The 17432-nt window shown below is 59.1% G+C and carries 19 protein-coding genes; all 19 read left to right on the forward strand.

The window, feature by feature from the left end; all coding sequences use genetic code 11:
• Positions 1 to 238: 238 nt before the first annotated feature.
• Complete coding sequence (gene iscR / locus ACW9JC_RS20885; protein WP_007903581.1) at positions 239 to 730, forward strand: Fe-S cluster assembly transcriptional regulator IscR; 492 nt, start codon at positions 239 to 241, stop codon at positions 728 to 730.
• A 50-nt stretch (positions 731 to 780) separates the two neighbouring features.
• Positions 781 to 1995: an IscS subfamily cysteine desulfurase gene (locus tag ACW9JC_RS20890; protein WP_034150842.1), complete on the forward strand. Its 1215-nt coding sequence runs from the start codon at positions 781 to 783 to the stop codon at positions 1993 to 1995.
• A 101-nt stretch (positions 1996 to 2096) separates the two neighbouring features.
• On the forward strand, positions 2097 to 2483 hold the full coding sequence (gene iscU, locus ACW9JC_RS20895; protein WP_007974006.1) for a Fe-S cluster assembly scaffold IscU: 387 nt from the start codon (positions 2097 to 2099) through the stop codon (positions 2481 to 2483).
• A gap of 27 nt (positions 2484 to 2510) precedes the next feature.
• Complete coding sequence (gene iscA / locus ACW9JC_RS20900) at positions 2511 to 2834, forward strand: iron-sulfur cluster assembly protein IscA (RefSeq protein ID WP_003227904.1); 324 nt, start codon at positions 2511 to 2513, stop codon at positions 2832 to 2834.
• A gap of 8 nt (positions 2835 to 2842) precedes the next feature.
• Positions 2843 to 3364: a co-chaperone HscB gene (hscB, locus tag ACW9JC_RS20905; protein WP_110660597.1), complete on the forward strand. Its 522-nt coding sequence runs from the start codon at positions 2843 to 2845 to the stop codon at positions 3362 to 3364.
• A 51-nt stretch (positions 3365 to 3415) separates the two neighbouring features.
• Positions 3416 to 5278, forward strand: a complete 1863-nt coding sequence (hscA, locus tag ACW9JC_RS20910; RefSeq protein WP_457457285.1) for a Fe-S protein assembly chaperone HscA — start codon at positions 3416 to 3418, stop codon at positions 5276 to 5278.
• Between the two features lie 2 nt (positions 5279 to 5280).
• Positions 5281 to 5622 carry an ISC system 2Fe-2S type ferredoxin gene (fdx, locus tag ACW9JC_RS20915; protein ID WP_060543107.1) on the forward strand — a complete coding sequence of 114 codons (342 nt, stop codon included), beginning with the start codon at positions 5281 to 5283 and terminating at the stop codon, positions 5620 to 5622.
• Positions 5623 to 5636: 14 nt separating this feature from the next.
• A complete protein-coding gene (iscX, locus tag ACW9JC_RS20920; protein ID WP_008084655.1) occupies positions 5637 to 5837 on the forward strand; it encodes a Fe-S cluster assembly protein IscX in 201 nt (66 codons plus the stop codon).
• A gap of 88 nt (positions 5838 to 5925) precedes the next feature.
• On the forward strand, positions 5926 to 6351 hold the full coding sequence (ndk, locus tag ACW9JC_RS20925; RefSeq protein ID WP_007916882.1) for a nucleoside-diphosphate kinase: 426 nt from the start codon (positions 5926 to 5928) through the stop codon (positions 6349 to 6351).
• Positions 6352 to 6379: 28 nt separating this feature from the next.
• Positions 6380 to 7522 carry a 23S rRNA (adenine(2503)-C(2))-methyltransferase RlmN gene (gene rlmN, locus ACW9JC_RS20930; protein ID WP_457457288.1) on the forward strand — a complete coding sequence of 381 codons (1143 nt, stop codon included), beginning with the start codon at positions 6380 to 6382 and terminating at the stop codon, positions 7520 to 7522.
• A 16-nt stretch (positions 7523 to 7538) separates the two neighbouring features.
• On the forward strand, positions 7539 to 8297 hold the full coding sequence (gene pilW / locus ACW9JC_RS20935; protein ID WP_457457290.1) for a type IV pilus biogenesis/stability protein PilW: 759 nt from the start codon (positions 7539 to 7541) through the stop codon (positions 8295 to 8297).
• Positions 8297 to 9337 carry a RodZ domain-containing protein gene (locus ACW9JC_RS20940; RefSeq protein WP_457457292.1) on the forward strand — a complete coding sequence of 347 codons (1041 nt, stop codon included), beginning with the start codon at positions 8297 to 8299 and terminating at the stop codon, positions 9335 to 9337. The genes pilW and ACW9JC_RS20940 overlap by 1 nt, the downstream gene beginning before the upstream one ends.
• Positions 9338 to 9340: 3 nt before the next feature.
• Complete coding sequence (ispG, locus tag ACW9JC_RS20945) at positions 9341 to 10450, forward strand: flavodoxin-dependent (E)-4-hydroxy-3-methylbut-2-enyl-diphosphate synthase (protein ID WP_103394292.1); 1110 nt, start codon at positions 9341 to 9343, stop codon at positions 10448 to 10450.
• Positions 10451 to 10488: 38 nt separating this feature from the next.
• Positions 10489 to 11778, forward strand: a complete 1290-nt coding sequence (hisS, locus tag ACW9JC_RS20950) for a histidine--tRNA ligase (RefSeq protein ID WP_180205853.1) — start codon at positions 10489 to 10491, stop codon at positions 11776 to 11778.
• A 42-nt stretch (positions 11779 to 11820) separates the two neighbouring features.
• The gene (locus ACW9JC_RS20955) at positions 11821 to 12462 is read left to right on the forward strand and encodes a tetratricopeptide repeat protein (RefSeq protein ID WP_338584898.1); all 642 of its coding nucleotides are present in this window, start codon (positions 11821 to 11823) and stop codon (positions 12460 to 12462) included.
• Positions 12455 to 13606 (forward strand): outer membrane protein assembly factor BamB, encoded by a 1152-nt coding sequence (bamB, locus tag ACW9JC_RS20960; protein ID WP_338584899.1) that lies wholly within the window; start codon positions 12455 to 12457, stop codon positions 13604 to 13606. The genes ACW9JC_RS20955 and bamB overlap by 8 nt, the downstream gene beginning before the upstream one ends.
• A gap of 139 nt (positions 13607 to 13745) precedes the next feature.
• On the forward strand, positions 13746 to 15215 hold the full coding sequence (gene der, locus ACW9JC_RS20965) for a ribosome biogenesis GTPase Der (RefSeq protein ID WP_017340309.1): 1470 nt from the start codon (positions 13746 to 13748) through the stop codon (positions 15213 to 15215).
• A 223-nt stretch (positions 15216 to 15438) separates the two neighbouring features.
• Positions 15439 to 16587 (forward strand): pyridoxal phosphate-dependent aminotransferase, encoded by a 1149-nt coding sequence (locus ACW9JC_RS20970; RefSeq protein WP_457457296.1) that lies wholly within the window; start codon positions 15439 to 15441, stop codon positions 16585 to 16587.
• Complete coding sequence (locus tag ACW9JC_RS20975) at positions 16575 to 17366, forward strand: amidohydrolase (protein ID WP_457457298.1); 792 nt, start codon at positions 16575 to 16577, stop codon at positions 17364 to 17366. Before ACW9JC_RS20970 ends, ACW9JC_RS20975 begins: the two co-directional genes overlap by 13 nt.
• Positions 17367 to 17432 lie beyond the last annotated feature (66 nt).

Consider the following 17432-nt stretch of genomic DNA (forward strand, 5'->3'; position numbering starts at 1 on the left):
CTTTTGATTTTGCTCTTTCAAAGGCGAAGATCAAAAGATCGCAGCCTTCGGCAGCTCCTACAGAGGTCGCATTCAGGTAGGTGCGGTACGCCGACCGGTGTGCCATTACGCCGCAGATCCTGCTATGATGCGGCCGCTCTTTTGCGGGTAAACCTGACTAAAGTACTAGGTCTTATAGTTGACTTAAATACTCGGGAATTGCATACTCGCCTCATTCCGAACTCCGTGGTAATTGTCCATGCGACTGACTACAAAAGGCCGATACGCCGTGACCGCCATGCTTGACCTGGCGTTGCACGCGCAGCACGGGCCCGTGTCCCTGGCCGATATCTCCGAGCGCCAAGGCATCTCCCTGTCCTACCTCGAACAGCTTTTCGCCAAGCTGCGCCGCAGCAACCTGGTGTCCAGCGTTCGCGGTCCAGGCGGCGGTTACCAGCTGTCTCGCGACATGCAGGGTATCCAGGTCGCCCAGGTGATCGATGCGGTAAACGAATCGGTCGATGCCACCAAATGCCAGGGCCAGGGTGATTGCCATCAAGGCGACACCTGCCTGACCCACCACTTGTGGTGCGACCTGAGCCTGCAGATCCACGAATTTCTGAGCGGTATCAGCTTGGCTGACCTTGTGACTCGCCGTGAGGTGCAAGAAGTAGCCCAGCGTCAGGATCAACGCCGTTGCAACAGCAAGGCGCCACGCCTGGACAAGATTGAAGCGTCCGCCGTCGAATGACAGCCACAGAGCTAACGGCACGCCAGCCAGCCTGATTTAGGAGATAGTCCATGAAATTGCCGATTTACCTTGATTACTCTGCGACTACCCCGGTTGATCCGCGTGTCGCGCAAAAGATGAGTGAATGCCTGCTGGTCGACGGAAACTTCGGTAACCCGGCGTCACGTTCGCACGTGTTCGGCTGGAAAGCTGAAGAGTCCGTCGAAAACGCCCGTCGTCAGGTGGCCGACCTGGTCAACGCCGATCCGCGTGAAATCGTCTGGACTTCCGGCGCTACCGAGTCCGACAACCTGGCAATCAAGGGTGCGGCACATTTCTATGCCACCAAAGGCAAGCACCTGATCACCACCAAGATTGAGCACAAGGCTGTCCTCGACACCATGCGCCAACTGGAACGTGAAGGTTTTGAAGTGACCTACATCGAGCCTCGTACCGACGGCTTGGTAACCCCAGAGATGATCGAAGCCGAACTGCGCGACGACACCATCCTGGTTTCGGTCATGCACGTAAACAACGAAATCGGCACCGTCAACGACATCGCTGCAATCGGCGAGCTGCTGCGTTCCAAGGGCATCCTGTTCCACGTCGACGCCGCTCAGTCCACCGGCAAGGTCGAAATCGACCTGCAGAAGCTGAAAGTCGACATGATGTCGTTTTCTGCCCACAAGACCTACGGTCCTAAAGGCATCGGCGCCCTGTACGTAAGCCGCAAGCCGCGCGTACGTATCGAAGCGACCATGCACGGTGGCGGTCACGAGCGCGGCATGCGTTCCGGTACCCTGGCCACTCACCAGATCGTCGGCATGGGTGAAGCTTTCCGTGTAGCCAAGGAAGACATGGCTGCCGAGAACGTCCGTATCAAGGCTTTGAGCGACCGTTTCTACAAGCAGGTCGAGCATCTGGAAGAGCTGTACGTCAACGGCAGCCTGACCGCCCGCGTTCCGCACAACCTGAACCTGAGCTTCAACTACGTTGAAGGCGAGTCGCTGATCATGGCGCTCAAGGATCTGGCGGTTTCGTCCGGTTCGGCTTGCACCTCGGCGTCTCTGGAGCCTTCGTACGTATTGCGCGCCCTGGGCCGCAACGACGAACTGGCACACAGCTCGATCCGCTTCACCTTCGGTCGCTTCACCACCGAAGAAGAAATCGATTACGCCGCGCAGAAAGTTTGCGAGGCCGTTACCAAGCTGCGCGCTTTGTCGCCGCTGTGGGACATGTACAAAGACGGCGTCGATATCTCGAAAATCGAGTGGGCGGCACACTAACTATAGAAGCCGCCGGATACAGGTCCTGTAGCAGCGCGGCGGTAAACGCAGCGCAACTACAGGGTCTCAAGAGCGGCCCTGATGAGTGAGGATTGAGAATCATGGCTTACAGCGAAAAGGTCATCGACCACTACGAAAACCCGCGCAACGTCGGCAAGATGGACGCGGAAGATCCTGATGTCGGCACCGGCATGGTCGGCGCGCCGGCGTGCGGCGACGTTATGCGCTTGCAGATCAAGGTCAACGACGCCGGCATCATCGAAGATGCCAAGTTCAAGACCTACGGCTGCGGTTCGGCTATCGCTTCCAGCTCCCTCGCCACAGAGTGGATGAAGGGTAAGACCCTGGACGAAGCGGAAACCATCAAGAACACTCAGCTGGCTGAAGAACTGGCCCTGCCGCCAGTGAAAATTCACTGCTCGGTACTCGCTGAAGACGCTATCAAAGCGGCCGTTCGCGACTACAAGCAGAAGAAAGGCTTGATCTGATTTTTGGCGACGAGTAAGGAGTCACCGATGGCTATCAGCATGACAGAAGCGGCTGCTCGACACGTGCGGCGCTCCCTCGACGGGCGCGGCAAAGGTGAAGGGATTCGTCTGGGTGTTCGCACCACAGGCTGTTCCGGCCTTGCCTACGTGCTGGAGTTTGTCGACGAGGTGGTTGCAGAGGACCAGGTGTTCGAAAGTCACGGCGAAAAAGTGATTATCGACCCTAAAAGCCTGGCCTACCTGGACGGCACCGAGCTCGACTTCGTCAAGGAAGGGTTGAACGAAGGCTTCAAGTTCAACAACCCCAACGTACGCGGTGAATGTGGCTGCGGCGAAAGCTTCAACATCTGAGGCTTGTCGTGGGTACTCCTTGTCATTTCGCTTTATTTGAGCTGCAACCGAGTTTCGATCTGGACCTCGACCAGCTGGCTACGCGCTACCGTGAGTTGGCGCGCAGTGTTCATCCGGACCGCTTTGCCGACGCTTCCGAGCGTGAGCAGCGGCTGGCGCTAGAGCAATCCGCGAGCCTCAACGAGGCCTACCAGACGCTCAAGAACCCACCCAAGCGCGCGCGTTACTTGCTCGCCTTGAATGGTGGCGAGCTGCCGCTGGAGGTCACGGTGCATGATCCGGAGTTTCTTCTGCAACAGATGGAGTTGCGCGAAGAGCTCGAAGACCTGCAGGACAGCGCCGACCTCAAGGGCGTTGCCGTCTTCAAGCGTCGCCTGAAGGCTGCCCAGGATGAACTGAACCAAAGCTTCGCAGCTTGCTGGAACGATGCCGCGCAACGCGAAAAGGCCGAACGCCTGATGCGGCGCATGCAGTTCCTCGACAAGCTCACCTACGAAGTGCGCCAGTTAGAAGAGCGCCTCGACGATTAACCCAGTGCCGCTCCGGTCGCACGCCTGATATACAGATAAGTCCTGATAACGATGGCCCTACTGCAGATCGCCGAACCCGGCCAAAGTCCTCAACCGCACCAGCGTCGTCTGGCTGTGGGGATCGACTTGGGCACTACCAATTCGCTGGTCGCTGCATTGCGCAGTGGTCTTTCCGAGCCGCTTGCCGACGCAGAAGGGCGGGTCATCCTGCCGTCTGCCGTGCGCTATCACGCTGATCGCGTCGAGGTTGGCGAATCCGCCAAACTGGCTGCAGCTACCGATCCCTTGAATACCGTGCTGTCGGTCAAGCGCTTGATGGGTCGTGGTCTGTCCGACGTCAAGCAATTGGGCGACCAACTGCCGTACCGCTTTGTCGGTGGCGAGTCGCACATGCCGTTCATCGAGACGATCCAGGGTCCGAAAAGCCCGGTGGAAGTCTCCGCCGATATCCTCAAGGTTCTGCGTCAGCGCGCTGAAGCGACCCTCGGCGGTGAACTGGTCGGCGCGGTGATCACCGTTCCAGCCTATTTCGACGACGCTCAGCGTCAAGCCACCAAGGATGCGGCCAAACTGGCCGGTCTGAATGTGCTGCGTTTGCTCAATGAGCCGACCGCAGCCGCTGTGGCTTATGGTCTGGATCAACACGCCGAAGGCCTGGTCGCGATTTACGACCTGGGCGGCGGTACTTTCGATATTTCGATTCTGCGCCTGACCGGCGGTGTTTTCGAGGTTCTGGCTACCGGTGGCGACAGTGCCCTGGGCGGCGATGACTTCGACCATGCTATTGCTGGCTGGATCATCGAGAGCGCCGGTCTGTCCGCCGATCTCGATCCGGGCGCGCAGCGTCAACTGCTGCAAACCGCCTGTGCGGCCAAAGAAGCGCTGACCAATGCCCCGTCGGTCGAAGTGGTCCACGACGACTGGAAAGCCGAGCTGACCCGCGAAGCCTTCGATGCGCTGATCGAGCCGATGGTCGCGCGCAGCCTGAAAGCCTGCCGTCGCGCTGTTCGCGATTCCGGTGTCGAGCTGGAAGACGTGCACGCCGTAGTCATGGTCGGTGGTTCGACTCGCGTGCCTCGTGTTCGCGAAGCTGTCGCCGAAGCTTTCGGTCGCCAGCCGCTGACTGAAATCGACCCGGATCAAGTGGTAGCCATTGGTGCTGCGATCCAGGCCGATACCCTGGCCGGCAACAAGCGCGATGGCGATGAACTGCTGTTGCTTGACGTGATCCCGTTGTCCCTGGGCCTGGAAACCATGGGCGGCCTGATGGAGAAGGTGATTCCACGCAACACCACCATCCCCGTTGCCCGCGCCCAGGACTTCACCACTTATAAAGACGGCCAGTCGGCCATGGCGATCCACGTGTTGCAGGGCGAGCGCGAGCTGATCAGCGACTGCCGCTCCCTGGCGCGCTTCGAATTGCGCGGTATTCCGGCGATGGTTGCCGGTGCAGCGAAGATTCGCGTGACCTTCCAGGTCGATGCCGACGGTCTGCTCAGTGTTTCCGCCCGCGAATTGGGTTCGGGCGTCGAGGCCAGCATCCAGGTCAAGCCGTCCTACGGCCTGACCGACGGCGAAATCGCCAAAATGCTCAAGGACTCGTTCCAGCACGCCAACGACGACAAGGTTGCCCGCGTATTGCGCGAGCAGCAGGTCGATGCCCGGCGTCTGGTTGAGGCCGTGCAGGCTGCGCTTGAAGTTGATGGCGAGCGCTTGCTCGACGCCGAAGAGCGCATGGTGATCGACATGCAGGTGCAGGAATTGACCGAACTGATGAAAGGCACCGATGGTTTCGCCATCGAGCAGCAGACCAAGCGTCTGTCGCAAGTGACCGATGCTTTTGCCGCCCGTCGTATGGATTCGACCGTGAAAGCCGCTTTGGCGGGCCGCAACCTGAATGAGATTGAGGAATAACGATGCCGCAGGTCATTTTTCTGCCACACGAGAAGTTCTGCCCTGAAGGCATGGTTGTTGAGGCTGAGACTGGTACGTCCATCCTCGAACTGGCCCACGAACACCACATCGAGATGGAAAGTGCTTGCGGCGGTGTCTGCGCCTGCACCACTTGCCACTGCATCATTCGCGAGGGTTTCGACTCGCTGGAAGAGGCCGACGAGCTGGAAGAAGACTACCTTGATAAAGCTTGGGGTCTTGAGCGTGAGTCGCGCCTGGGTTGCCAGGCCAAGGTCGGTACCGAAGACCTGACCGTCGAAATTCCGAAATACTCGCTTAACCATGCGGCCGAAGCGCCGCACTGACTGGTAAGACTGTCATGAGCTACGGTTGGAATGATGTTCAACGCATTGCAGAAGAATTGGCCGAGGCCAAGCCGGGCGTAGACCCGTTTTCTGTCAATTTCGTCGATCTGCAGCAATGGATCAAAGAGCTGCCGGATTTCGACAATACCTCTGGTCGTGTTGGCGAGAAGGTCTTGGAGGCGGTTCAGACGCTCTGGGCCGAAGAACTGGACTGATCGTCCTTGCAGGTTAGGCAATACCCAAGAACCCGCGTATAATTCGCGGGTTTAATTTTTCGCAAATTACCGTTTCTGGAGTTACACCATGGCTGTTCAACGTACTTTCTCCATCATCAAGCCTGACGCAGTTGCAAAAAACGTTATCGGCGAGATCACCACTCGTTTCGAAAAAGCTGGCCTGCGCGTTGTAGCTTCGAAACTGAAGCAACTGTCCAAAGCTGAAGCTGAAGGCTTCTACGCTGAGCACAGCGCTCGTGGTTTCTTCGGCGACCTGGTTGCTTTCATGATCTCCGGTCCGGTTGTCGTTCAGGTTCTGGAAGGCGAAAACGCTATCGCTCTGAACCGTGAGCTGATGGGCGCTACCAACCCTAAAGAAGCTGCTGCCGGCACCATCCGCGCTGACTTCGCTGATTCCATCGACGCCAACGCTGTACACGGTTCGGACTCCGAAGCCGCTGCTGCTCGCGAAATCTCGTACTTCTTCGCAGCTACTGAAGTAACCACTCGCTAAGCATTGGCTTAAGAGTGAAGGTGAATCCATGACTACATCGACTGCAAAAACTAACCTGCTGGGTCTGACTCAACAGGAAATGGAAAAATTCTTCGACTCAATCGGGGAGAAGCGTTTCCGTGCCGGTCAGGTAATGAAATGGATTCACCACTTTGGTGTCGATGATTTCGACGCCATGACGAACGTCAGCAAAGCCTTGCGCGAGAAGCTCAAGGCTGTTGCTGAAGTTCGCGGTCCGGAAGTGGTCAGTGAGGACATCTCCAGCGACGGCACCCGTAAATGGGTGGTGCGCGTGGCGTCCGGCAGCTGCGTCGAGACCGTTTACATTCCCCAGGGCAAACGCGGCACCTTGTGCGTTTCGTCCCAGGCAGGCTGTGCCCTGGATTGCAGTTTCTGCTCCACCGGCAAGCAAGGCTTCAATAGCAACCTCACCGCCGCCGAAGTCATCGGTCAGGTGTGGATTGCCAACAAATCCTTTGGCAGCGTCCCGGCAACCGTCGACCGTGCCATCACCAACGTGGTGATGATGGGCATGGGTGAGCCGCTGCTGAACTTCGACAACGTCATCGCGGCCATGCACCTGATGATGGACGACCTGGGCTACGGCATTTCCAAGCGCCGCGTGACCCTGTCGACCTCCGGCGTGGTACCGATGATCGATGAGCTGTCCAAGCACATCGACGTCTCCCTTGCGTTGTCGCTGCACGCACCGAATGACGCATTGCGTAACCAATTGGTGCCGATCAACAAGAAATATCCGCTTAAGATGCTGCTCGAGTCGTGCCAGCGCTACATGTCGTCCCTGGGCGAAAAGCGCGTGCTGACCATCGAGTACACCTTGCTCAAAGACGTGAACGACAAGGTCGAGCACGCCGTGGAAATGATCGAGCTGCTCAAGAACATCCCGTGCAAGATCAACCTGATTCCGTTCAACCCATTCCCGCACTCCGGGTACGAGCGGCCTAGCAACAACGCCATTCGTCGGTTCCAGGATCAGCTTCATCACGCCGGCTTCAACGTCACTGTCCGCACCACCCGTGGTGAAGACATCGACGCAGCCTGTGGTCAACTGGTAGGGCAGGTGCTGGATCGCACCCGTCGCAGCGAACGTTATATCGCCGTGCGTGAACTCAACGCCGAGAACGATGTAGCGCAAAACGCCGCGAAATAACCAAGAGAGGATCTCTATGTCCCTGCGCTTTGCGCTGCTTTTGCTGTTGGCCAGCCTGTGTGCTGGCTGCGTGCTTTCGGGTGATTACAACCCGATGAAGACCAGCAAGGGCCGTGATGAAGCGCGGGCGGCCTATGTGCAACTCGGTATCGGTTATCTGCAACAAGGCATGACCGAACGCGCCAAAGTCCCCTTGAAGAAAGCGCTGGAGCTCGACAGCTCCGACCCTGATGCCAACGCGGCGCTGGGGTTGGTGTTCCAGGCCGAGATGGAGCCGGAACTGGCCGACGAGCATTTTCGCAAGGCGCTGTCTTCCCGTCCCGCCGACGCACGTATCCTCAACAATTACGGCAGTTTTCTGTTCGAGCAAAAACGTTACAAGAAAGCCTACGAGCGCTTTGAGCAGGCCGCCGCCGATACGCTGTATCCTGAGCGTTCGCGAGTGTTCGAGAACCTTGGCATGACCGCTTCAATGCTTGGCCAGCGTGATCTGGCTCAGCAGCAACTGGAAAAAGCCCTGCGTTTGAACCGCCAACAACCACGCGCATTGCTGGAAATGGCTGAGTTGTCTTACGAAGACAGGCATTATGTGCCCGCGCGTGACTATTACGACCGTTTTAGCCTGCTCACCGAGCAAAATGCACGTAGTCTATTGCTCGGCGTTCGGCTGGCAAAAGTGTTTGAAGATCGCGACAAGGCAGCCAGTTTTGGCCTGCAATTAAAACGACTCTATCCCGGTACACCGGAATATCAGCAATACCTGTCGGAGCAATGATGAAAGCGGCGCATCCCGAAGTTGTAGCAGCGAATCGCGTTAACCCCGGTGAGACCTTGCGCCAGGCCCGCGAAAGCAATGGCTGGTCGCTGGCCGAAGTGGCCCTCAAGCTCAACCTCACCACCACTTCCCTGAGCAATCTGGAAGCCGGTGCGTTCGACAAGCTGCCTGGGCATACCTTTGCTCGCGGTTACATTCGCGCCTATGCCAAATTGCTCGGCATGGATCAGGCCGTTCTGGTTCAGCAATTCGACCAATCCACCGGTACCGACTCCCAAGGCAGCAGCGTGCATAGCTTGGGTCGTATCGAAGAGCCGGTACGGGTTTCCCACACCATTTTGCGTATTGTCAGCCTGTTGTTGCTGGTAGCGGTGATTGGCGGCGGTTTCGTCTGGTGGCAGGATCAAACCTCGCAGCGCACCAAGGACTTCATTGGCCTGACCCCGGAACACGTTGAGGTCGAAGGCGCCGACGGTACTACCCAGATTCATCCGCTGGACGAGCCGGAAGACCAGGCTGTCGCGGAAGGTCAGACCGAAGGCGCCACTGCGCTTGCATTGCCTCAGGCCGAGACTTCGGCTGAAGCACCGGCCGAAACCCCGGCTAACGCACCGGCTGCCGCACCTGTTGCGCCAACCAGCCCGGCACCTGCTGCGCCCGTTCACAGCGCTGCCCCGGTTGTCGCGACTCCGGCGACTCCAGCTCCGGCAGTGCCTGCCGTTCCGGCTCCGGTTGTGACTGCCCCTGTTGCCCCGAGCGCAGCGGCCCCAGCCCCGGTGGCTGCAGCTCCGACTGCCGGTCAAGGCCAGGTTCAACTGCAATTCACCGCTGATTGCTGGACGCAAGTGACCGACGGCAGCGGCAAGGTGCTGTTCAGTGGTCTCAAGCGCAAGGGCGATAGCCTTTCCGTCAACGGCAAGCCACCGTTTGCCGTCCGCCTGGGCTTCGCCCGTGGCGCGCAGGTCAGCTACAACGGTCAGTCGGTTGATGTAGCTCCGTTCACCAGTGGCGAGACTGCTCGCCTGAAGTTGGGTCAATAAGTCATGCACGGCGAATCTCCAATCAAACGACGCGAATCGCGCAAGATCTGGGTCGGTAACGTGCCTGTTGGCGGCGATGCGCCTATCGCTGTGCAGAGCATGACCAACAGCGACACCAATGACGTCGCGGCCACCGTTGCACAGATCAATCGTCTGGAAGCGGCCGGCGTCGACATCGTGCGGGTTTCCGTACCGGACATGGACGCTGCCGAAGCGTTCGGCAAGATCAAGCAACTGGTCAAAGTGCCATTGGTTGCCGACATCCACTTCGATTACAAGATCGCCTTGCGCGTCGCCGAACTGGGTGTCGACTGCCTGCGGATCAACCCGGGCAACATCGGTCGTGAAGATCGTGTGCGCGCGGTGGTCGATGCCGCCCGTGATCGCGGGATTCCGATCCGCATCGGCGTCAACGCCGGTTCCCTGGAAAAAGACCTGCAAAAGAAATACGGCGAGCCGACGCCGGCCGCGCTGGTCGAGTCGGCCTTGCGCCACGTCGAACACCTTGAGCGCCTCAACTTCCAGGACTTCAAGGTCAGCGTGAAGGCCTCCGACGTGTTCATGGCCGTCGAAGCCTACCGCCTGCTGGCGAAAGAAATCGTCCAGCCGCTGCACCTGGGCATCACCGAAGCCGGTGGTTTGCGTTCCGGCACAGTGAAATCTGCCGTGGGCCTCGGTATGCTGCTCGCCGAAGGGATTGGCGATACTATTCGCATTTCGTTGGCGGCCGACCCGGTCGAGGAAGTGAAAGTCGGCTACGACATTCTCAAATCCCTGCACCTGCGTTCCCGTGGCATCAACTTCATCGCCTGCCCGAGCTGCTCGCGGCAGAACTTCGATGTGGTCAAGACCATGAACGAGCTGGAAGGGCGCCTCGAAGACCTGCTGGTTCCGCTGGATGTTGCGGTGATTGGCTGTGTGGTCAACGGCCCGGGTGAAGCCAAGGAAGCACATATCGGCTTGACCGGCGGCACGCCAAACCTGATTTACATCGATGGCAAGCCGTCGCAGAAACTGACGAATGACAATCTGGTGGATGAGCTTGAACGCTTGATCCGCCAGAAAGCGGCCGAGAAGGTCGAAGCTGACGCTGCGGTTATTGCGCGCGGCTAAGCCTGGCAAAAAAGAGCCGAACGAATTAAGGAAATTAAGTGAGCAAGTCTCTGCAAGCCATTCGTGGCATGAACGACATCCTGCCCGAACAGACTCCCCTGTGGCGTCATTTCGAAGGCACCGTTTCGCGTCTGCTGGATAACTACGGTTACAAGCAGATCCGCATGCCGATCGTCGAGTTCACCGAGCTGTTCAAGCGCTCCATCGGTGAAGTGACCGACATCGTCGAAAAAGAGATGTACACCTTCGACGACCGTAACGGCGACTCCCTGACCCTGCGTCCTGAAGGCACCGCGGCTTGCGTGCGCGCAGTGCTCGAGCACGGCATCACCGGCGGTGGTCAGGTACAGAAACTCTGGTACATCGGCCCGATGTTCCGCCACGAGCGTCCGCAGAAAGGCCGTTATCGCCAGTTCCACCAGATCGGTGTCGAAGTGTTCAACCTCGACGGTCCGGACATCGACGCCGAATTGATCGTGTTGACCTGGCGCCTGTGGGGCGAGCTGGGCATCCGTGATGCGGTCAAGCTCGAACTCAACAGCCTGGGCACCAGCGAATCCCGTGGTCGTTATCGCGAAGCACTGGTCGAGTTCCTGTCCGGTCACCTGGACAAGCTGGACGAAGACAGCCAGCGCCGCCTGAAGACCAACCCGTTGCGTGTCCTGGACACCAAGAACGCCGATACGCAGGCGATTCTCGTCGATGCGCCGAAAATGGCCGACTACCTCGACGAAGAGTCCCGCGTGCACTTCGAGGGCCTCAAGGCTCGCCTGGACGCCGCCGGCATTCCTTACGTGATCAACCCGAAGCTGGTTCGCGGGCTGGATTACTACAGCAAGACCGTATTCGAATGGGTCACCGACAAGCTTGGCGCCCAAGGCACCGTGTGTGCCGGTGGTCGTTACGATGGCCTGGTCGAGCAGATGGGCGGCAAGCCTACGGCGGGCGTTGGTTTCGCCATGGGCATCGAGCGTCTGGTGCTGCTGCTGGAAACCCTGGAGCAGATCCCGGAAGAGATCTCCCGTCAGGTCGACGTCTACCTCTGCGCCTTCGGTGAAGCAGCCGAGTTGGCCGGTCTGGCCCTGGCCGAGCGTGTACGCGATCAATTACCCAACCTGCGTCTGCAAGTGAATGCCGGCGCCGGCAGCTTCAAAAGCCAGTTCAAGAAAGCCGACAAGAGCGGTGCGCTGTATGCACTGATCCTCGGTGACGACGAGATGGCCCAGCAAGTGGTAGGTTTCAAACCCCTGCGTGGCCAGGGCGAACAACAAAGCATTGCCTGGGATGCGCTTGCCGCTCACCTGGCCACCTGCGTCGTGCAGGGTTGAAGCTGTCTTAAACAGCCGAATTAGCGATTAAGGAGTATTGGGGTGTCGAGTACCGAAGACGAAAATTTGGCGGATTTGAAGGATTGGTGGTCACGCAACGGCAAGCCCCTGGTCACTGGTGGCCTGTTGGCGCTGGTCATCGTGTTCGGCTGGCAGGCGTTTCAGAAATATCAGAGCAACCAGTCGCAAGGCGCCTCGGTGCTCTATCAGCAATTGCTGGAAACCACGCTGACGCCTGACGGCAAGCCAGATGCGGCCCGTGTTTCGGACCTCGCCGGCAAGCTCAACAGCGAGTTCGGCGGCAGCGCCTACGCGCAGTACGGCAGCCTGTTCGTGGCGAAAGTCGCCGTCGATAGCGGCAAGCTCGATGACGCAGCCAGCGAATTGAAAGCCATCGTTGCCAAGCCGGCCAACCCTGCGCTGGGCGAAATCGCCCGTCAGCGCTTGGCGCAAGTACTGGCCGCGCAGAACAAGACCGATGAAGCCCTGAAACTGCTTGAAGGCGATGCCGACAAGGCATTCCTGGCGACTCGTGAAGAACTCAAGGGCGACCTGCTGGTGCAGCTGGGTCGTACCGATGAAGCACACGCGGCGTATCAAAAAGCCAAGGCGGCACTGTCGGATGAAGCGGCGGTCGGTGGCCTACAAATCAAGCTGGACGACCTGGCCAAAGGGGATGCGTGACGTGATCCGTTGGAAACATGCAGCATTGCTGGCTCTGGCCATTTTGGCCGCGGGTTGCAGCAGCAACAGCAAGAAAGAATTGCCACCGGCCGAGTTGACCGACTTCAAAGAAGAAGTGGTTCTGCAAAAGCAGTGGAGTCGTTCGATCGGTGACGGTCAGGGCGAAACCTACAACATGCTGGTTCCGGCGATCGATGGCGATACCATCTACGCCGCCGATGTGACCGGTGTGGTGATGGCGCTGGATCGCAGCAACGGCGACGTCAAGTGGAAGAAAGATCTCGAACTGCCTGTTTCCGGCGCCGTTGGCGTGGGTTACGGTCTGCTGACGATCGGTACGATCAAGGGTGAAATCGTTGCCCTGGACGCCATCAACGGCGAAGAGAAATGGCGCGCTCGCGTGTCCAGTGAAGTCCTCGCACCACCGGCCAACAACGGTGATGTGGTTGTGGTTCAGACCCAGGATGACCGTCTGATCGGTCTGGATGCCGCGACCGGCAACCAGCGCTGGTTGTATGACAGCACCCCGGCGGTCCTGACCCTGCGCGGCACCAGTGCGCCGATCGTCACCAACCGCCTCGCGGTGGCTGGCCTGTCGACCGGTAAAGTGGTCGCTCTCGATATTTCCAACGGCGTGCCGGTGTGGGAACAGCGTGTAGCAATCCCGCAAGGTCGTTCGGAACTGGAGCGTGTTGTCGATATCGACGGCGGCCTGCTGCTGTCCGGCGAGACGATTTACGTCGCGAGCTATCAGGGTCGCGTTGCGGCGCTGGACCTGCAAAGCGGTCGCCAGTTGTGGCAGCGTGATGCTTCCAGCTACGCCGGTGTCGCCCAGGGTTTCGGCAGCGTCTACGTGAGCCTGTCTTCGGGCACCGTTGAAGGCGTCGACGAGCGTTCCACCACAGCTTTGTGGAGCAACGATTCGCTGGCCCGCCGTCAACTGTCGGCTCCGGAAGTGTTCTCCAGCTACGTTGCAGTCGGTGACCTGGAAGGTTACCTGCACCTGCTGAGTCAGGTGGACGGTCGATTCGTCGGCCGCGAACGCATCGACAGCGACGGCCTGCGTGCCCGTCCGCTGGTGGTGGGTGACACGATTTATGTGTATGGCAACAGCGGCAAACTGGAAGCCCTGACCATCAAGTAAAGGTTTGACTATGCTTGGGGTTAGTTCCCCAAGCGGCCCCGTTCTGCGGGGCTCGCAGCGCTTACAGGCGCTGCCCCGAGCACCAGCCGCTGCCTGCAGCGGCTTTTGTATTTTCTGAAATAACGAAGTGGAGAGCCGCATGGTTCCCGTAATCGCCCTGGTGGGCCGACCGAACGTCGGCAAGTCCACCTTGTTCAACCGCCTGACCAGGACTCGCGACGCCATCGTCGGCGACTTGTCCGGTCTGACCCGTGATCGCCAATACGGTGAGGCCAAGTGGCAAGGGCGTTCCTACATTCTGGTCGACACCGGCGGTATCTCCGGTGACGAGCACGGTATGGACGAAAAAATGGCCGAGCAGTCGCTGCTGGCCATTGAAGAAGCGGATGTCGTTCTGTTCCTGGTAGATGCCAAGGCCGGTTTCACCGCCGCCGACCAGATGATCGCCGAGCATTTGCGCAAACGTAACAAGCGTTCCTACGTGGTTGCCAACAAGGTCGACAACATCGACCCAGAAATGGCCCGCGCCGAATTCGCTCCGTTGGGCATGGGCCACGCGATTCCTATCGCCGGTGCTCACGGCCGTGGCATCACCCAGATGCTGGAAATCGCCCTGAGCGACTTCCCGAAAGACGAAGAAGAGCCGGAAGACGGCGAGGAAGAGATCGTTGCCGAAGGCGAGGAAGCCAAGCGCATTCCTGGCCCAAGCGAAAAAGACGGGATCAAGATCGCCATCATCGGTCGTCCGAACGTTGGCAAGTCGACCCTGGTCAACCGCATGCTCGGTGAAGACCGGGTTATCGTTTATGACCAGCCCGGCACCACCCGCGACAGTATCTACATCCCGTTCGAGCGTAACGACGAGAAGTACACGCTGATCGACACCGCTGGTGTGCGCAAGCGCGGCAAGATCCACGAAGAAGTCGAAAAGTTCTCCGTGGTCAAAACCCTGCAGGCGATCAAAGACGCCAACGTGGTGATCTTCGTGATGGACGCCCGCGAAGGCGTGGTCGATCACGACCTCAACCTGCTGGGCTTCGCCATTGAGTCGGGCCGTGCGCTGGTCATCGCGATCAACAAGTGGGACGGCATGACCCCGAGCGAGCGCGACTTCGTGAAGGTCGAGCTGCAACGTCGCCTGTTCTTCGTGGACTACGCCGACATCCACTTCATCTCGGCGCTGCACGGCACTGGCGTGGGCAACCTCTACGCTTCCGTTCAGAACTCGTTCAAGTCCGCGGTCACCCGCTGGCCGACCAACCGTCTGACCCAGATTCTGGAAGATGCGGTTGGCGAGCACGCGCCACCGATGGTCAACAACCGCCGGATCAAGCTGCGCTATGCCCACTTGGGTGGTGCTAACCCGCCGATCATCGTGATCCACGGTAACCAGATCGAGAAAGTGCCGAAGTCGTACGTGCGCTATCTGGAGAACACTTACCGTCGTGTGCTGAAGCTGGTCGGTACGCCGATCCGCATCGAGTTCAAGGGCGGCGAAAACCCGTACGAAGGCAACAAAAACTCGCTCACCGACCGTCAGGTCAACAAGAAGCGTCGCTTGATGTCGCACCACAAGAAGGCCGACAAGAAGCGCCGCGACAAGCGCTGATTCACGGTGTGATCTAGCTTCTGTAGGAGCATGGCTTGCCCGCGATGAACGATAACGCGGTGAATATGTAATACCGCGGTGCGATCATCGCGGGCAAGCCTTGCTCCTACAGGGCCAGGATCAGGAAGGGCGCCAATGGCGCCCTTTTTCATGCTTGCCGTTTGGGCTATCCTCGGATTCCCCGCGCCGCCGTTAGAGCCGGGTGTAGAGCAGGGAATCACCGATGATCACCAGTAAGCTGCCGAATGTCGGCATCACTATCTTCACTCAGATGTCTCAGCTCGCGGCGCAAACCGGGGCGATCAACTTGTCCCAGGGTTTCCCCGATTTCGATGCCCCGCAGGCACTGTGCGATGCGGTCGGGCGTCACGTTGCCAATGGGCACAACCAGTATTCACCGATGACCGGCCTGCCGGCACTGCGTCAGCAAGTGGCGGCGAAGATCGCGCGCAGCTACGGCGTCACTGTCGATGCGGACAACGAAGTGACCATCACTCCCGGCGCCACCCAAGCGATCTTCTGCGCGATTCAGGCGGTTATCCACAGCGGCGACGAAGTGATCGTTTTCGATCCGTGCTACGACAGTTACGAGCCGTCGGTGGAACTGGCCGGTGGCCGTTGTGTGCATGTGCAACTGGGGCTGAATGACTTTTCGATCGACTTCCAGAAACTGGCCGAGGCCATCACGCCGCGCACGCGGATGATTGTGTTGAACACACCGCACAATCCGAGTGGCGCACTGATCAGCCGTGCCGAGCTGGATCAACTGGCGGATTTGATCCGTGATCGCGATATCTATCTGGTCAGCGACGAAGTCTACGAACACCTGGTGTTCGACGGCGTGCCCCACGTCAGCGTGCTGAACCATGAAGAGCTGTACCAGCGCGCTTTCGTGGTCAGCTCGTTCGGCAAGACCTATCACGTTACGGGCTGGAAAACCGGCTACGTGGTCGCGCCACCGGCACTGACAGCGGAACTGCGCAAGGTTCACCAATACGTGAGCTTCTGCGGTGTGACACCACTGCAATACGCGTTGGCTGACTTCATGGCCGAGCACCCGGAACACGTGGAAGAGCTGCCGGGGTTCTATCAGGCCAAGCGTGATCTGTTCTGTGATCTGCTGGCGCCGTCGCGCTTCAGTTTCACTCGCGTGACCGGCACTTACTTCCAGTTGGTCGATTACTCGCAGATTCGCCCGGACCTCAATGACGTCGAAATGGCCTTGTGGATGACTCGTGAACATGGCGTGGCGAGTATTCCGATTTCGGTGTTCTACCAGACGCCGCCAGAAGGCCAGCGCCTGGTGCGTCTGTGCTTTGCCAAACGCGAGGAGACCCTGCGTGAAGCAGCGGAAAAACTATGCGTGATCTGAGTGCACTGCCGAACCTGACCGTTGCACTGATCCAGACTTCCCTGGCCTGGCATGACCGCCAGGCCAATCTGGAGCATTTCGAGCCTTTGCTGGAGCAGGCTCGTGGCGCCGACCTGATCATCCTGCCGGAAATGTTCACCACCGGTTTCTCGATGGAGTCCGAGACCCTCGCCGAGGCGGAAAACGGCCCCACCAGCAAATGGCTGCGGGCTCAGGCGGCGAAGCTGGATGCGGTGATCACCGGTAGCGTCATCGTTCAGGCGGCTGACGGTAGTCATCGCAATCGCCTGTTGTGGGCGCGGCCGGATGGCGAAGTGTTGCATTACGACAAGCGCCATCTGTTCCGCATGGCCGGCGAGCACAATCACTACACCCCTGGCGAACGTCAGGTGCAGTTCGAGCTCAAGGGCTGGCGCGTGCGGCCGTTGATTTGCTACGACTTGCGCTTCCCGGTGTGGAGCCGTGATGCTCAGGACACCGACCTGCTGCTGTACACCGCGAACTGGCCGGGTGCACGGCGTCAGCACTGGAACCGTTTGTTGCCGGCGCGAGCCATCGAGAACCTGTGTTATGTGGCGGCGGTGAATCGCATCGGTACCGATGGCAAAGGTTTTGCCTATACCGGTGACAGTCAGGTGCTGGATTTCCAGGGTGAGACGTTGCTCAGTGCGGGGGAGGCGGATGGGGTGTTCACGGTGACGCTGGATGCGGCGGAGCTGGCGGCGTACCGCACCAGATTTCCGGCGAATCGGGATGCGGATACTTTTGAGTTCACCTGATGTTTGGGTGAGTCCAAAAAGATCGCAGCCTTCGGCAGCTCCTACATTGGAATGCGAACTCCTGTA

Source organism: Pseudomonas sp. SDO5591_S426 (genome assembly GCF_054070755.1).

What these genes read in the sequence shown, in the direction of transcription:
- iscR (WP_007903581.1), top strand. Translation starts at nt 239, where the DNA reads ATGCGACTGACTACAAAAGGCCGATACGCCGTGACCGCCATGCTTGAC.
- ACW9JC_RS20890 (WP_034150842.1), top strand. Translation starts at nt 781, where the DNA reads ATGAAATTGCCGATTTACCTTGATTACTCTGCGACTACCCCGGTTGAT.
- iscU (WP_007974006.1), top strand. Translation starts at nt 2,097, where the DNA reads ATGGCTTACAGCGAAAAGGTCATCGACCACTACGAAAACCCGCGCAAC.
- iscA (WP_003227904.1), top strand. Translation starts at nt 2,511, where the DNA reads ATGGCTATCAGCATGACAGAAGCGGCTGCTCGACACGTGCGGCGCTCC.
- hscA (WP_457457285.1), top strand. Translation starts at nt 3,416, where the DNA reads ATGGCCCTACTGCAGATCGCCGAACCCGGCCAAAGTCCTCAACCGCAC.
- fdx (WP_060543107.1), top strand. Translation starts at nt 5,281, where the DNA reads ATGCCGCAGGTCATTTTTCTGCCACACGAGAAGTTCTGCCCTGAAGGC.
- iscX (WP_008084655.1), top strand. Translation starts at nt 5,637, where the DNA reads ATGAGCTACGGTTGGAATGATGTTCAACGCATTGCAGAAGAATTGGCC.
- ndk (WP_007916882.1), top strand. Translation starts at nt 5,926, where the DNA reads ATGGCTGTTCAACGTACTTTCTCCATCATCAAGCCTGACGCAGTTGCA.
- rlmN (WP_457457288.1), top strand. Translation starts at nt 6,380, where the DNA reads ATGACTACATCGACTGCAAAAACTAACCTGCTGGGTCTGACTCAACAG.
- pilW (WP_457457290.1), top strand. Translation starts at nt 7,539, where the DNA reads ATGTCCCTGCGCTTTGCGCTGCTTTTGCTGTTGGCCAGCCTGTGTGCT.
- ACW9JC_RS20940 (WP_457457292.1), top strand. Translation starts at nt 8,297, where the DNA reads ATGAAAGCGGCGCATCCCGAAGTTGTAGCAGCGAATCGCGTTAACCCC.
- ispG (WP_103394292.1), top strand. Translation starts at nt 9,341, where the DNA reads ATGCACGGCGAATCTCCAATCAAACGACGCGAATCGCGCAAGATCTGG.
- bamB (WP_338584899.1), top strand. Translation starts at nt 12,455, where the DNA reads ATGCGTGACGTGATCCGTTGGAAACATGCAGCATTGCTGGCTCTGGCC.
- der (WP_017340309.1), top strand. Translation starts at nt 13,746, where the DNA reads ATGGTTCCCGTAATCGCCCTGGTGGGCCGACCGAACGTCGGCAAGTCC.
- ACW9JC_RS20970 (WP_457457296.1), top strand. Translation starts at nt 15,439, where the DNA reads ATGATCACCAGTAAGCTGCCGAATGTCGGCATCACTATCTTCACTCAG.
- ACW9JC_RS20975 (WP_457457298.1), top strand. Translation starts at nt 16,575, where the DNA reads ATGCGTGATCTGAGTGCACTGCCGAACCTGACCGTTGCACTGATCCAG.